Origin of the sequence: Flavobacterium cyclinae, assembly GCF_021172145.1 — a bacterium.
Lineage (GTDB): Bacteria > Bacteroidota > Bacteroidia > Flavobacteriales > Flavobacteriaceae > Flavobacterium > Flavobacterium cyclinae.
This window is the reverse complement of sequence record NZ_CP089095.1, coordinates 1,482,427-1,497,805: the sequence shown is the minus strand read 5'-3', so window position 1 is coordinate 1,497,805 and position 15,379 is coordinate 1,482,427. Positions and strand designations below refer to the sequence as shown.

14 protein-coding genes are annotated in these 15,379 nt (G+C 32.4%); 11 read left to right on the top strand and 3 right to left on the bottom strand.

The features are described 5' to 3' along the window. Positions 1-32: 32 nt before the first annotated feature. The 3 genes from LOS86_RS06920 to LOS86_RS06910 form a co-directional block, all read right to left on the bottom strand. Positions 33-2,621 carry a S9 family peptidase gene (locus tag LOS86_RS06920; protein ID WP_231843887.1) on the bottom strand — a complete coding sequence of 863 codons (2,589 nt, stop codon included), beginning with the start codon at positions 2,619-2,621 and terminating at the stop codon, positions 33-35. Between the two features lie 85 nt (positions 2,622-2,706). Continuing rightward, positions 2,707-4,098 (bottom strand): RagB/SusD family nutrient uptake outer membrane protein, encoded by a 1,392-nt coding sequence (locus LOS86_RS06915; RefSeq protein WP_231843886.1) that lies wholly within the window; start codon positions 4,096-4,098, stop codon positions 2,707-2,709. Positions 4,099-4,115: 17 nt separating this feature from the next. Beyond that, positions 4,116-7,127: a SusC/RagA family TonB-linked outer membrane protein gene (locus LOS86_RS06910; protein ID WP_231843885.1), complete on the bottom strand. Its 3,012-nt coding sequence runs from the start codon at positions 7,125-7,127 to the stop codon at positions 4,116-4,118. Positions 7,128-7,745: 618 nt separating this feature from the next. On the opposite strand from LOS86_RS06910, the gene LOS86_RS06905 reads away from it, so the two are divergent. From LOS86_RS06905 to LOS86_RS06860, 11 genes are all read left to right on the top strand, one after another. Beyond that, positions 7,746-7,985 carry a helix-turn-helix domain-containing protein gene (locus LOS86_RS06905; protein ID WP_231843884.1) on the top strand — a complete coding sequence of 80 codons (240 nt, stop codon included), beginning with the start codon at positions 7,746-7,748 and terminating at the stop codon, positions 7,983-7,985. 92 nt (positions 7,986-8,077) lie between these two features. Further along, positions 8,078-9,034, top strand: a complete 957-nt coding sequence (locus LOS86_RS06900; protein ID WP_231843883.1) for a HipA domain-containing protein — start codon at positions 8,078-8,080, stop codon at positions 9,032-9,034. Position 9,035: 1 nt separating this feature from the next. Further along, positions 9,036-9,704, top strand: coding sequence for an HIRAN domain-containing protein (locus LOS86_RS06895; RefSeq protein WP_231843882.1), 669 nt, complete (start codon positions 9,036-9,038; stop codon positions 9,702-9,704). Between the two features lie 595 nt (positions 9,705-10,299). Continuing rightward, positions 10,300-10,428, top strand: coding sequence for a hypothetical protein (locus LOS86_RS13655; RefSeq protein WP_255674417.1), 129 nt, complete (start codon positions 10,300-10,302; stop codon positions 10,426-10,428). Positions 10,429-10,602: 174 nt separating this feature from the next. Further along, positions 10,603-10,785 carry a hypothetical protein gene (locus LOS86_RS06890; protein ID WP_231843881.1) on the top strand — a complete coding sequence of 61 codons (183 nt, stop codon included), beginning with the start codon at positions 10,603-10,605 and terminating at the stop codon, positions 10,783-10,785. A 60-nt stretch (positions 10,786-10,845) separates the two neighbouring features. Next, positions 10,846-11,121, top strand: coding sequence for a TIR domain-containing protein (locus tag LOS86_RS06885; protein ID WP_231843880.1), 276 nt, complete (start codon positions 10,846-10,848; stop codon positions 11,119-11,121). 1 nt (position 11,122) lies between these two features. Beyond that, positions 11,123-11,716, top strand: a complete 594-nt coding sequence (locus LOS86_RS06880; protein ID WP_231843879.1) for a TIR domain-containing protein — start codon at positions 11,123-11,125, stop codon at positions 11,714-11,716. Then, a complete protein-coding gene (locus LOS86_RS06875) occupies positions 11,713-12,684 on the top strand; it encodes a caspase family protein (RefSeq protein ID WP_231843878.1) in 972 nt (323 codons plus the stop codon). Before LOS86_RS06880 ends, LOS86_RS06875 begins: the two co-directional genes overlap by 4 nt. 18 nt (positions 12,685-12,702) lie before the next feature. Next, a complete protein-coding gene (locus LOS86_RS06870) occupies positions 12,703-13,074 on the top strand; it encodes a TIR domain-containing protein (RefSeq protein WP_231843877.1) in 372 nt (123 codons plus the stop codon). A 414-nt stretch (positions 13,075-13,488) separates the two neighbouring features. Next, positions 13,489-14,058, top strand: a complete 570-nt coding sequence (locus LOS86_RS06865) for a hypothetical protein (RefSeq protein WP_231843876.1) — start codon at positions 13,489-13,491, stop codon at positions 14,056-14,058. Between the two features lie 72 nt (positions 14,059-14,130). Then, positions 14,131-14,991, top strand: a complete 861-nt coding sequence (locus LOS86_RS06860) for a restriction endonuclease (protein ID WP_231843875.1) — start codon at positions 14,131-14,133, stop codon at positions 14,989-14,991. Positions 14,992-15,379: the final 388 nt, after the last annotated feature.

Below are 15,379 nucleotides of genomic sequence, written 5' to 3'. Positions count from 1 at the left end.
ACCTTTACCTTAACTAACATCAAGTAAAACACCTACTCCATCCAGCTCGCTTTACTTTTACCTTTCAAATAATAATCCAGCCAATCCTTGACTTTATTTGACAAATCTTCTTGATTCTTTTTATCCGCTAATACATGACCTTCATCCGGATATAGTAGTAAAGTACTCTTTTTATCCAAACGCCATAATGCATTATGCAATTTCATTCCATTTTTCCAATCCAATTGTAAATCACCACTACCCGTCCATGTTAGAATGGGAGAAGAAATATGCTGCACATTTTTTAAAGGCGAATTCCTTTCAAATTCATTACTATAAAAAGGTATAGGCATTCGCATTTGATCATGCTCAAAACGCCACATATTAGATTTTCCATGACCATCAATTGTCAAATAATGATCGAGCAAATCAATAAGAGGAGCACCTATAATTGCTGTTTTAAAAAGTTTCGATTTTCCCATAATGTAAGCCGTTTCATATCCCCCAAAAGAATGACCTAGCAATGCTATAGCATCAGAAGCTATAGGATATTGTTGTACAACAGAATTAACAGCAGCACTAACACAATCCAATGCATCATCACCAGGTGAATTTAACCCATAAGCTATATCTGGTAATAATACAAAATAGCCCGAACTTACGTAATTAGAAATAGTAAAACCCCAATCACTTAAAACCGTCGGGTATGAATAATCAAAAACCTCTTTCGATTTTTTCTCATATATGACTACCAACAAAGGATATTTTTTTTCGGCATCATAATTTTCAGGATAAAACAAAGCTCCTTTCAATGGTTTTTCTTTTGAATTGGTATAGGTTACTAATCTTGATTTACCCCATTCAAATGTCTCTTGTTGTGTATTCGATTGATGTATTAATTGTTCACTTCCATCACTATTCACAACAAACAACCTTGGTGGTAAAATGAAATTTTGCTCTAAAAACAAAAAAGATGTAAAATCCTTTGTTGTTGATACTAAATGAAATTTACTCTCTCGTTTAAACAATGTTTTAATAACACCGTTCGGATACAATAAGACAAAACCTTGTGCAAAGGTTTCTTCGTCTACAGTTTGTAATAAAAGTGGACGCTTAAGGTCATGAACTATTGACAAAAACCCAAAAGAATAGTAATTAGGTGAAGCAGGTGAATACGGCTCATAAACGCGATAAATAGTTTTTGTAACTGCACCATTTGTCAAACGCTTCTTGGAAGTACCATTTGGCGCTATAAACCAAACATCATATTGGTCATGTATAATAACTTTAGAACCATCCATTGTCCACGATGTCCTATATGTTGGAGGAAACTGCCCAGCACGATCATAGGTAATTTGATGAACAGGGTAAGATAAATTACATGTTAAACACAAATGTGTTTTTTTATAAATATCATAAATCCACCAAGCTTTGTCTTTAAAATAAGTAATGTATTTTCCCGTAGGTGAAATAAGAACCTGATTTTCTAATGTGGTCTGACGGTCAGATAATAAATCTTTCTCTCCAGTAGCTATATTTTTTACATATAGTGCCACCAACTCATTACTACATTTATAAATGGGTGCCAACTCATCAGGATGGTATACCAAAGCATGTTTTGTATCACCAGTCAATATAGAATTGGGATGTGCAGAATCTTCAACTGAATATACCCTATTCGCTAAGATATCCCATTTGTACCACTTCAACGAACGATAATAAGCATCATTATTACTTTTTGGCGGAATTGTCAAATCTCCCGACTTCCATATTTGAACCTCCTGATTGGATACAGCTGCTAAATTTTCCAGTGGTTGCTGTAAAGTAAACAATACTGCATCACTTTGTTCTGGTAAATACAAATTTATAGTGGTCAAATCATAACCTTTAGGTAGTAAAGTCTCCGAAGCTTCTAAAGTAAATTTATTAACCTTTTTATCGAATCCTGTACTCCAACAAATCGCAACAGGTTTTTTCAAGTCATTAGATAGATTTCGTTCAAATTTAAAAAAAGCCAAGCGAGTTCCTGAAACATCCCAAGTGAGAAAACTATATAAGTAAGAAGAATCCTTTACAACTATTACCTCAGCAAGGGTTGATTTCAATGCAACAACTTTAACGCTTTGTGATGAGCCTTCTTTAGTAACTAGAGCAATGCGTTTGGCATCGGGACTTACTTTATAAGAAACTATATCATGAATGAAAACCGAACTTTGGTTTTTCAAGTTTAATATCCGCAAATTAATAGTCGCTTCTTCTTTTTTAAAAACTAACAAATAAGAACCATCACCCGAATACAAATAATCAACAATCATTTTATCTATAAATAGCTTTCGTTCCTGTTTTAAATCAAACAAGTACAAACTATCCTTTTTATAATAGGAAAACCAATCACTTTTTGATGAAAAAGTAGCCCAATTTGCCTTTGGAAAACAAAACGATTTTTTGAAAGTAGTATTTTTTAAAAAAAGAGTATCGGCTTTTTCATACTCCAACCCATAACTTACCCAACGACCATCTAAACTCATTAAAGTTTGATTAAACTTACTCCACAAACTATAATCCGTTTCTGTTAATTGTTTTTTATGCTGCGAAAATACGGTCGTTATCAACATAAAAAATAATAATATAAAATACCGCATAATAATTATTTTAAAATTCCCCTAACCCACCCCTTTTTACCTTTTACATACCAGCCCCCCTCAATTATCTAAGGTAGCAACTGCATTAATAACCTGGATTCTGTGGTAATAAATTAGAATTTAATAGTAGTTCTGAAGCGGGTAAAGGCCAAAGTAAATCTTTTGCATCCCAACCCGGTTTAACACTCAAAACACTAGATGCAAATCCAGTACGTTTCAAATCAAACCAACGATGTCCTAACTCGGTAAAAAATTCTCTATTTCGCTCTTCCAAAATTGCATTCAATAAAGTTGCTTGACTAACAGCTGTTGTGTTAGGTAGTCCTGCTCTATTTCGTATCACATTCAAATCATCCTGCGCTCCTACTAAATCACCCAATTGCGCTTTAGCTTCGGCACGAATTAAATAAAGCTCCTCTATTCGAAATAAAATTGAGTATTCAACAGAAGATCCTGTATTGCCTTGTTCTTTGTATTTATTAGCATAATACCAACTATTTGCACCATCGGTAACCGTTCCAATCCAATTCGCACGACGCAAATCTCCTGTTTCAAACGATGCAAGTAATGATGAGGTCAACGCAAAAGAAGGTGGCGGACCACTACTAAATATAAATGTTTGTGCTTCTAAAGTGTTGGAACCTGAAAATTGGGGCAATAACTGCCACAAAGTCCCTGCACAATTCTTTAAGAAAACAGAATTCAAATCGGTTTCAATTGTGTAAAGCGAAGTATTATTTAAAACCTCATCTGCATACAAAACTGCTTGTGACCAATTCTCACTGTAAAGTTTTATTCGCGATAACAAAGCGTAAGCTACACTTCTGTTAGGTCTAATTCGCTCAGGTACAAAATAGGATTCTGGTAACAAAGTCACAGCCTGTTGCAAATCAGTAGTCAAAGCAGCATAAACATCCATTACAGCTAATTTTTCTATATTACTATTTACTTGATAATCAGTTGTTATAACATAAGGTATCTCACCATATAAATTAACTAAATAAAAATGCAAATAAGCCCTAATAAAATAGGCCTCTCCTAATAAACGCTCCTTAGAATTCAAACTAATTCCTGTTGAATTAGAAACTCCTTCAATAATAGAATTAGTTGCATAAATCAAATTATAGGTAGCATTCCATGTGAGCGTTACTGTTGAATTAGAAGGAAGTAAATTATTCTGATAAAACTCAAATGCGGGCAAACCTCCTATTCCATAATAATCCAATTCATCAGCATAATTCCCTAGTAAACAACTTAATCCATTAGACGTTCCCGTAACTAACTGCTCACTTCGCAACTTGGTGTAAATGTGAATCAAGGCTGCATCAGCAGTAGCTTCATCTTCAAAAACTATAGGTCCCGTCAATTGATTTGAAGGCAAATCTACAGCTACAAATTCTTCACAACTTTGCGAAGCAAATCCTATAAAAAGGAAACAAATCCAAAAGGATAGTTTATTTTGAATAACTATTTTCATAATTGTTTTTTTTAAAATTAAAAAGTCAATTGCATCCCTAAAGTCAATACACGTAATGTAGGTAACTGACCTCTAGATTGATTTTCAGGGTCTGCTCCGTTAAATCGTGTGAAAGTCAATAAATTCTGTCCTTGAAAGTAAAGTTTACATTTAAAATTTTTCAAAATAGAATTTGGCAATGTATACGAAAAGGATAGATTTTTCAAACGTACATAAGAAGCATCACTATAAGCCGCATCACTTCGTGTATAATAAGAATAAAAAGCATTTACAGCCGCACCATTAAAACCAGCCGTGTAGAGTTGTGTGGGTCCTGTATCGCCTACTTGTTGCCAATGATTCAATACAGAGTTAGGCATATTACTTGAAGACCCTGGTAAAGCAGAAATTGCATTGCTGTTAACCCCAATCTGTTTTACAAACTGAAATAGAAAATCCAGTTCCCAATTTTTATAACGCACATTGTTTTGCAATCCTCCAAAATAATCGGGTGAGGTATCTACAATCTTTTGACGATCTTCTAAATCAGTCAATAATCCATCACCATTAAAATCTGTAAATTCATAAATTCCAGTAGTTGGGTTAACCCCAGCAAATTCATAGACCTTATAAATTCCTAGAGGCTGACCAATAACATATTGATTCGCATATACCGAACCCTCTAAATCGGGAAAAGCTATCAACTCATTCTTAGGTAATGTTAAATTGACAGATGTAGTCCAATTGAAATCTTTCTTTGAAAAATTTACACTTCGAAAAGTCAACTCTAAACCTCTATTTTCGACAGTGGCATCTAAATTAGCTTGCATGGAATTAAAACCTGTTGTACCGGGTAAAGGAATTCCAACTAACTGATTCGAAGAACGATTTTTAAAATAAGCTGCAGTTATAAAAATAGCGTCATTTAAAAATCCAGTTTCTAATGCTACTTCAAATTTTTTATTTACTTCCCAACTAAAATCAGGATTAAACAAACGGTCAGGTACCAAACCTATAACACCATTATAACCAATACCACTTGGTGTGTAGGTATTTAAAAACTGATAATCCCCTATTTGATCACTGCCCGTAGTACCGTAACTAGCTCGTAATTTTCCAAAACTTATAAACGGAAGTTGGTTTTCAAAAAAGTTGGTTTTACTAAACAACCAAGCAGCACCTACAGCTCCAAATGTAGCAAAACGGTTACCAGGTCCAAAACGGCTTGAACCATCTCTACGTCCAGTTAAATTCAAAAAATATTTGTCTTGTAAGCTATAATTCAAACGACCAAACAATGCCATATAACGGTAATTGATTTCGGAATCGTTCATGATTTGAGTAAATGAAGCAGCCGACAAATTGTCTAACAAAGCATTACTCGAAAATCCTGCACCATAAACCGCTAACTGAGTCGCACTTCGCTCTTGAAAAGTACTCCCAAGCAACATACTAACTTTCCCATTACCTAAGGTCTTTTGCCAATGTATTTGGGGTTCTATACTCCAAGAATTCTGTTGAGATTGATTAACCATGGTAGACGAAATAGCACTGGTTAATCCATAAGCGGGATTATAAATAGTCGACGGACTTGTACTAGACTCTGCTACTCGGGTATCACTATAACCAAAAGATGATTTCAATTCTAAATCGTGAAGTATAGCATAAGAAAGGGTACTTCCAACGGTTAAACCTTTAGTAGTTGTTAAATATCTTCCATTCAACAAACTCAAAGGATTATCCCAAGTGCCGTTTTCCCAATTCAAATTCCCATCAGCATCATATAAAGCAGGTGCGTTGGGGGCTAAAGTTGTTGCCAATCGAGTCAAATCGGTACTAAACAAGTTGTTTTTATCCGCAACATAATTACCCGACATATTCATTTGAAACTTTTGGTTATCAGACTGATGGGCAATATTGAAATGAACGGCACTTTTACCATAACTAAAATCACCTGGAAATACCGTGGTCTCATTAAAGTGTGTCCCTCTTACCATAAACTGAGTATTTCCTGTTCCTCCTGAAACACCTAACGAAATATTTCTCGTTAGAGCTGTTACTCCTATCAATTCTTTTTGCCAATCAGTATAACGGTTAGGATCCCAAGTACCATTAATATCATACGCCCAAAACGGATAACTACTTATGCCATCATTAGCAAAGGCTTCTTCACGCATGGCTAAATATTGCGGAGTATTCAATAAATCCAGTCTTCGGCTGATTGTACCAGCCCCAGTATAAGTGTCAATAGTAAATTGTGTCTTGCCTTTTTTTCCTTTCTTAGTGGTAATCAGTACTACTCCATTAGCTCCTCTAGAACCATAAATAGCAGTAGCATCAGCATCTTTTAATACTTCAACGCTTTCAATATCGGAAGGATTAATAGCATTCAAAGGATTTAAAACTCCTCCCATAATAGAACCTGATATAGCAGCATTTCCCAAACTCTCCGATGAAAATGGCATACCATCAACCAAATACAACGGCTGATTGCCTTCGGTTCGAATACTATTCACTCCACGAATTTGTATATTAAATCCACCTCCTGGAACACCCGTAGCCTGCGTAATATTTACCCCAGCCATTCGTCCTTGCAATGTAGCCAAAACATTGGTTACGGGTTGTTGTTCAATAGCTGCAGCTTTTACAGTTACAATACTACCTGTACGCTCCTTGTCTTTTACAGTATAATAACCTGCATTTACAATCACTTCTTTAAGTGTTGTTGTGTCTTCTTGTAGATTAATTTTAATTATAGTCCTGTTGTTAATTGGTACTTCTTGTGTTTGATATCCTAAATAGGAAAACACTAAGACATCACTGGGTTGAGCAGTAATTTGAAAGTTACCACCAATATCGGTTAACGTTCCAGTTGTGGTTCCTTTGATAACAACGGTAACACCCGAAAGCGTACCCACGTTATCGGAAACAGTTCCTTTGACAACCGTATTTTGTGCTTGTAGTATAGCTGTTGAAAAGACAGCTAGTGAGAGAATAAGTTTGGGCAATAGTTGTGATGCCCAATACCTAAAGAATGCATTTTTATTCATACTTTTGTGTTGGTTAAATGAAACATTGGTTTTGTTTGCTTTAGTCCTCTAGCTTGTTTGCCGACGGTTCAGGGGACTTTTTTGTTAGCCACGAAGGCATTGATTATCATGTTTGAATTCATGTAATCATTTGACATACTATTTTGTTTTACATCATAGGCATTTTTTTTAAGGTTTCTAAGTTGAAAAGTGAAACTGCCGTTGCTTAAAATAGTACAGCGCAGGCAGTGCCCTTCCAAACTAATTAAAATGTTAAATGAGTTATTTGCGAAACTTTGTAAAAAAAGCAGTGCTAAGAATGAATGTTGAGAAGTGACTTTTAGGTATAAAAAAAAGGCATGGAACTCAACAAATCCGCTATCAAGGTACTGGTATACCGAACACACGAATAAGTGAGCCCACGCCAGTATTGACGTGAGCATCTGACTTATCATCTCGTGTGTTTAAAAATTACCAGTTTTTGATAACGAGATTCTAAGCGAATGCTTCAATTTTTTTTTTGAAGAATCGCAAATTTATTAAAAATATTAAACAAATATAAGTAAAAAAACTGAATGTGGTTTTATAAACCTACAATATTTTTTCAAAATGTAATGAAATTGCCATTAAAAATGAGTAATGATTGATAAAGATGAATTTTTAATTCTTTTTGGAAAGATTATAGAAAAGCATAGAATTGAACAAAATCTAAGCTACAGACAATTAGCTCAAAGATGCGATATTGATCATAGTAACATTAGCAAGATTGAAAAGGGTGAAATCAATATCACCTTAAATACTATTCTTGAATTATCAAAAGGATTAAAATTACAACCAAACCAGCTATTTGATTTCAAAATTGATTTAGACAAGGAATAATTTTATTTATCTAAGATTCAAAGGTATTATTAAAATACAAAATGTATATAAAAGACTTTTGAAAGTCAAACTCAGCCAAGAACTTTTAATATATGAGATTAATTGATATATCACAATGGCCTTCTGGCGATCAAAGGTTCGTTCCTATTGGGAAGAGAATTAAAAAAGTGGTATTACATCCCGAAACTTATGATTTGTTTTATTTTAAAGAACCAAAAGAAAAATATCCATGGGAATTTTGGAATGAAATTATTGCATATGAAGTTGGAAATAAGTTAGGTTTTAATGTACTAAAATATGAAGTTGCTACTTTAGACGGTATCGGCGGATGTCTTTCAAAATCAATGACGGAGGATTTCACTCAAGAATTAATTCATGGACAACAAGTCCTTTTAAGAATTTATCCAGAGTTTGAAACAAAAAGAGGAACAGACCATACTTTTCAACTAGTTGAGAGTTTCTTTAAGTCATTAAAAAAAGAAGAGGAAAAATTAATTATAAACGATTTTATAAATATGCTTGTTTTTGATTCAGTTATAGGGAATAGGGACAGACATCAACAAAATTGGGCAATTATAAGAGAAATCAAAATACAAATTAGACCAAATAAATATTTCGGGTTAAAAAAAGATACAAACTCACCCATTATTACTAGAACTGTTCGATTTTCTCCACTTTTTGATAATGGCAATTGTTTAGCTTATAATATTATTGAAGAAAATTTAGATAGTTTTATAAATGATGATTATAAATTAGAAAAGTATTTATTTGGAGAGAAAGCTGTATCCCATCTAAAATGGTTTGGTGCTGCAATGCCACATATAGAATTACTAAAACATATAGCAAAAATCTATCCAGATGCAGTAATTAATTCTATAAAAAAAGTTGATGAAAATTTTAACGAAAATATAATTAACGATATTGTTTTAAACATAGATAATGGTATTATCTTTGCAAATGAAAAATACTTCCTTTCACCAAAAAGGAAGGAATTAATAAGTAAATTAATAACAATCAGAACAAAAAAACTTTTACAGGAATTCTTGTAATATGATATTAAAAAAAATCTATTTAAGTTGGAGACCAGGCAAAGGAGATGGTCGATTTTTAGTAGGTGTCTTTTCAAGAGAAAATTCATCAGGGGACGATATTGTATTTAAATATCAATCCGATGAAGTCAAGAAAGCTAGTAACAAAGGATTTTATAACTATCCCGAGTTTCCAGACTTTGACAAAGAATATCGTACCAATCTAAAAACAGCTTTATCTTTGAGATTGATGCCAAAAACTAGAGCGGATCGAAACAATTATTTATCTTTTTGGAACGCTAACATTGAAGGTCTAGATTGGTTTGATGAATTAGGGTTTACACAAGGAGAGTTAGCAACTGACACCTTTGAATTTCTTGCTGAATATCCAAAAAAACACAATGGTGTAGGAGTTAATTTTGTTTCAGACATAGCTGCCCTATCCCATTTAAAATTAGATTCAGATTGCGTAAACATAGGTGATAAATTAAGATTTGAACTTGAGCCAGAAAATCAAGTTGATAAATCAGCGGTAAAGATTTTCAAAAATTCTGAATGTATAGGTTACGTTAAAAGAGGTCATAACTTATTTTTTCATAAAGTCAAAAACGAAGAAATTGACATAAGGGTAACGAATCTTGAAAAAAATGGAAAAATGAAACAAATATATTTTTCAGTAAGAGTAATATAATTTTATTGCAATCAATATTAAAAGATGCCAATTGGCATCTTTTTTTTTATTATACAAAAACAAGAAATACTATATAATTTCGCTTTTGCATAGTAAAATTCCAAAAACGCATACCAAAAAAGAATTGATGTAACTAATTTAGCTTAGTTTTTAAATGAACATGTTATATTGATAATGGAAGTAATTAGTTTAGTTATTACAGGTTTACAGACATTTGTATGAGATTTAAAATATAAGAACGTAGGGATATTTTAAAGTCATGATACGCGGATAGAAAACTATTAAAACAAAGTTGATTTTTTTAACAATACCGATGTTTTAATCATTTAAAATAAAAAATAAAAGTTTTGAAAAATATGAAAAAATGGGATAGTTCAAGAACGTATGCTTTAATCATGTTCATTGGTTTAGTTATTCTTATTTTACAGCTGATTTATATCTATTTTGATATTAAGAGTTGAAATGGGAATCATTTTTTATTTTAATCAAATTAAAAAATGAGTATTTATACGTATTGACAATTTGATTTGAATAATTTAATTTAGTATCTACTTTAAATTTTAAAAAATCCTTAACCATTTAAATCTAAAATACTATGGCACTAAAACCTGGACCTAAAAGAATTGCTACTTCTACAGGACAACCTGATAAAAGACAACGAGATAATAAAAATACACCTGGTAACACTCCTTCTTTAAAACCACCTGTACCTAAAAAGAAATGATTAAATACATAGTAACGAATGTCATAGAATTAAAATAGATGCCATAAAAAAGTTATATATATTTGATGATGTTTAATAGTTAGGCAACATACTAAAAGAGCCTACACACTTTCAAGCACATTTGTTTTTTGCCGACACGCAAAGTCCAAACAAAAAACAAAGAGAGCTTGAATTTTGCCAACACTGACTAAAAATAAAATGTATGAGAACAACACAAAAAAATCAAATATGTGGCCAGTAATACTTGGATCGGGTATAGTTGCTCTTCTTCTCAAAGCACTATTTGAAGACGAAGAAGAATCAAATAGAGAGATAAAGAAACGAATCTTTATCAGTTTTGCTATCGAAGATGAGTAATATAGAGATTTTTTGGTGACACAAGCAAAAAACGAGCGTTCACCCTTCACTTTTGTAGATATGTCAGTTAAACAACCTTGGGACGAGAAAATATGGAAACAAAAGTGCCGCACCAAAATCAAAACTTGTGATGGTATGATAGTACTTTTGAGCAAAAACACTTGGCATTCTAGTGGTACAAGGTGGGAAATAAAATGTGCAAAGGAAGAAGGAATTCCAGTTATTGGTATGCATATAAAAAAGAATGACCAAGGCTCTATCCCACCCGAATTGAAAGGAAAAAAGTTAATTACATGGTCATGGGACAACTTAGCAAACGTGATAAAAAAAATATAAAATGGGAATTTATAGTAGTACATACTTGAAAAACTTGGCAGCTACAAAGCAGAAGTTATTTGAAACTAAAATGTTTAATGCTCGCAACGTACCAATAACAACAAAATTTGATATTTTCTTATCTCATAGTTTTTTAGATAGAGAAGAGGTTAAAGGGTTATATCAAGAATTAACAGATTTTGGATTTTCGGTTTATGTTGATTGGATAGTTGATCCACAACTTGATAGGGCTAATGTTACCAAGGAATCTGCGACTCTTGTTAGAAGCCGAATGAAAAACTCCAAAACACTTCTACTTGCTATTTCAACAAATGCTACATTGTCTAAATGGATACCATGGGAATTAGGTTATGTTGATGGAAATACAAATAAGTGTGCCATAATTCCAGTATCCAAAGATAGCATTCCGCCTAAATCTTTTAAAGGCAGTGAATATCTAGTACTCTACCCGTTTATAAAAAAATTACCACTGAAAGACACTAAGGAAGATAAGTTATGGGTAATCGAAAGTGAATTTTCTTATTCTCAATTCGAGTCTTGGTTAAGTACAGGTATAATTATGGAAAACCGTAACGTAAATATTTTCAATATATGAGAAAAGCACTTGTCGTAGGAATTAACAACTATCCCAATGCGGAATTATATGGTTGTATTAATGATGCAGCCGCTTTCGGGAATACATTAGAAACCAATGGTGATGGCTCACCAAATTTTGATGTCAGACTCCTTACAGATGTTCAGACAAAAGGTGAACTAAAAGGACACATTAAAGATTTATTTTCAGGAGATTGTGAAACAGCATTATTTTATTTTTCAGGTCATGGATTCTTTGATGAAACAGGAGGCGGAATTATTGTAACACCCGATTTCACTGCCAATGACGAAGGAATCTCTATGGATGATATTCTTCACATTGCAAATGAGTCAAAGGCTCAAAATAGAGTAATCATTTTAGACTGTTGTCATTCAGGTTCTTTTGGAAATCCAAAAATAACGGGTGGAAAAAATGCACAGATTGGAGAAGGTGTTTCAATATTAACCGCAAGTAAAGCAGATGAAGCTTCCGTTGAAATCAATGGTCATGGTGTATTCACAAATCTTCTTTTAGATGCAATGCAAGGCGGAGCAGCAGACTTGAGAGGGCACATTACGCCAGGAAGCATTTATTCATACATCGACCAGGCACTTGGGCCTTGGGACCAACGACCAGTTTTTAAAACCAATATCACAAGGTTTACATCATTAAGAACAGTATCGGCACAAGTATCCCCAGAAATTTTAAGGAAATTAAATCAATATTTTTCTTCCCCAGAAGAACGCTTTCCACTTGACCCTTCTTTTGAATTTACAAACGATCCTTCGATAGAACACGAATTTGTTGAGCCATATGCAGACGAGAAAAATGTATCTATTTTCAAAGATTTACAAAAGTTGGCTAGTGTTGGATTAGTTGTTCCAGTTGACGAGCAGCATATGTATTTTGCTGCTATGCATTCGAAAAGTTGCAGATTAACAGCTTTGGGCTACCATTATTGGAGACTTGTAAAAGACAAAAGAATTTAAACATTAAATAAAGGAATTATGGCAGAAAAAAAAGTAATATTCATTGCCTTTGCAATTGAAGACGAAAGACAAAGAGACTTTTTAAAAGGTCAATCATTAAACACCAAATCACCATTTGAGTACATCGACATGTCGGTTAAAGAACCATATGACAAAGACTGGAAGGATAGAGTGAGAACAAGAATAAAGCGCTCAGATGGAGTGATTGTATTGGTAAGTAAGAACTCTTTAAAATCTAGCGGTCAAAAATGGGAAATTCAATGTGCGAGAGAAGAAGGAAAGAAAATTAGAGGAATTTGGGCATACTCAGACGACCGTACGGACTTAGAAGGTGTTTACACGAGAGTTTGGACTTGGGACAATATTAAAGACTTTATTGATTCACTATAATGTCAACCCTTCACAATCATACACGTTACCAAGCCGCACGATCCAACGATCAAACAAAGCTTGGCGAAGAATGTGTCTGTCAAACCTCACGAAAAAAACGAACGAAAAAGAAGCACGATTGCCTAACAGGCATGGATGTTCCACAACTAATAAATATTAAAATTATATTAAAATCCAAAAAATGCGTTTTTCAAAATATTGATAATTAGTTAATTATCAAAAGTTGGTTTCAAGTAGAATAATTAAATTTATTGAAATTGTAGTTGTGCAACAAGCACAAACGTTTGGCTCAATTACGGGTGACGAGATTAATTAAACATTCTACCTCGAATCAACTTTTGCGATGTATTGAGGGTTTTGTACTAATATATCCGCTACAAAACGTTAGTAACAACCTCTAAAAAACTGAAATAAATGATAAATAAATGGACATCTGAATTGAAAAATGCAGTTGAAAAATTACAAATAAATTATTCTCTTGATAATAAAACAATAATTAACGAAGATGATTTAAAATTTGGCATCAGACAAAATCTTCATAATGTTTCAGAAGAAAATGATATGTTGATTAAACCAGAAGTTCCGTGGTATGACGAAAGTTCAGAAAATAAACAAGTTAAATTTTATTTTGATCTAGCAATATTAAAAAAATCAATTTTTAATTTAGAATTCAGAAATGCAACAATGAATAATAAAGGTTATTATTATAATGACATTTCACTAGCCATAATGTTGAAATTTGCAAAGCCTAATTTTAATCTTTCAGAAATAGGTGAAGATTTAGATAAACTTAAATTGTTTTCAATTCAAACTGCTAATGATGCTAAAAAACAGAAACCAGTTCTAGTAATAGGGTGTTCAGACGTTCTAATGTATGATAAAGCTAGCGAAGTTTTAGCAAAAGAATTGAAAAGATTTAGTGATGATTTTTTAAAAAGAGCAGAAATAATTATTTTTTCACCCAATAAAATAGAAATTTTATAAAAATGTTCAAAAATGATAAAAAACTCATTTAAAGAAATTTAAATGTTTTTTTAAGCACATTACAAGTAAACAATGATGTCAACAACAAATAACCTAGATTGGAAAACCTACGAATCAATTACAAAATATATCTATGAAACTTTAGGTAGGCAATCTGGAGTTACAATAAAAGGTTATGGTAGTACTTGCAAAGTCCAAGGGAAATCTGGTTTAAATCATCAAATCGATGTTATTACATCGCATGCAGATGGTAGCAATACTTATGAAACTGCTATAGAATGTAAATTTTGGAAGGAAAAAGTCAACAAGGATGTCGTGATGAAGCTAGCACAGATACTTGAAGATACCGGAATTAGTAAAGGAATTATTGTTTCAAAAAGCGGTTTCACACGTGATGGTATTCAATACGCAAAACATAAAAATATAGGGATAGTTCACCTTCGGGAATATGAAGAGAAAGATTTGCAGGGTAATAGTCATCAAATTGATATTGCAACTCTTGATTTGAACATCAAGATACATAGGACACGGCCAGAAATAACAAGTATTGCCATAGGTGCTAATAGGAAAATTGAAATTAAACACGAATTCGATTATTTCCCTTATATAGTAATGCTTGAGAGTGGAAATCTGATTCCTTTTTATGACTACGTAAATGATTTCAGAAAAGAAATTAATCGTATAAATGACAAAACTAAGCCGTTCATTAAAAAGTATAAAATTACAGGTAGCAAGTTAATTAATAATCAAACCGGAGAAAACCTAGATTTAGATGAAATACTGTTTTCGGGTCAAATTACTGAAAGTGATGATAATCGAAATTTAAAGTATACTATTGTTGATAAAGTGTGGTTATTAATAAAATCTATTTTTGAAGGGCGAACCTTTTCTTTTTCGGAAAATGGTTTGATTATAGAACATAAAAACGTATGAATCAAAAAAGAATCTTTGACACTTTAAAAGGCATATTAATAAAATCCCAAAATTATCAATCAGATGTTGATAGTTTAAGTAAATATTCTTTTTAACGACTCCCCTAACAACATTCCTATTGATAAACTTAAAAAAGAAGCATTTTTTACGAATAAAGTTGATATCAAAATCACTTTTAAATTTTAAAAAACTCAAAGAGATAAAGATGTGCTAAGTTAGTTCAAATAAATTAAAAATAGGTATTTATACGTAATTGTAATTTAAATTATTAAAGCTAAATTAGCTATTAAAATAGCTTTTCCTTAAATTCCTTCTTGCTATAGTAATTTGAAATTCTATTTTTAAAATAAACAAAAGAATAATCAAACTCTAATGAAAATAATTTAAT

Bases quoted from the DNA above. Each gene is read 5' to 3' on its own strand.
- LOS86_RS06875 (WP_231843878.1), top strand. From the start codon at position 11,713: ATGAGAAAAGCACTTGTCGTAGGAATTAACAACTATCCCAATGCGGAA.
- LOS86_RS06900 (WP_231843883.1), top strand. From the start codon at position 8,078: ATGAGATTAATTGATATATCACAATGGCCTTCTGGCGATCAAAGGTTC.
- LOS86_RS06915 (WP_231843886.1), bottom strand. From the start codon at position 4,098: ATGAAAATAGTTATTCAAAATAAACTATCCTTTTGGATTTGTTTCCTT.
- LOS86_RS06920 (WP_231843887.1), bottom strand. From the start codon at position 2,621: ATGCGGTATTTTATATTATTATTTTTTATGTTGATAACGACCGTATTT.
- LOS86_RS06880 (WP_231843879.1), top strand. From the start codon at position 11,123: ATGGGAATTTATAGTAGTACATACTTGAAAAACTTGGCAGCTACAAAG.
- LOS86_RS06865 (WP_231843876.1), top strand. From the start codon at position 13,489: ATGATAAATAAATGGACATCTGAATTGAAAAATGCAGTTGAAAAATTA.
- LOS86_RS06870 (WP_231843877.1), top strand. From the start codon at position 12,703: ATGGCAGAAAAAAAAGTAATATTCATTGCCTTTGCAATTGAAGACGAA.
- LOS86_RS06860 (WP_231843875.1), top strand. From the start codon at position 14,131: ATGATGTCAACAACAAATAACCTAGATTGGAAAACCTACGAATCAATT.
- LOS86_RS13655 (WP_255674417.1), top strand. From the start codon at position 10,300: ATGGCACTAAAACCTGGACCTAAAAGAATTGCTACTTCTACAGGACAA.
- LOS86_RS06910 (WP_231843885.1), bottom strand. From the start codon at position 7,127: ATGAATAAAAATGCATTCTTTAGGTATTGGGCATCACAACTATTGCCC.
- LOS86_RS06885 (WP_231843880.1), top strand. From the start codon at position 10,846: ATGTCAGTTAAACAACCTTGGGACGAGAAAATATGGAAACAAAAGTGC.
- LOS86_RS06905 (WP_231843884.1), top strand. From the start codon at position 7,746: ATGATTGATAAAGATGAATTTTTAATTCTTTTTGGAAAGATTATAGAA.
- LOS86_RS06895 (WP_231843882.1), top strand. From the start codon at position 9,036: ATGATATTAAAAAAAATCTATTTAAGTTGGAGACCAGGCAAAGGAGAT.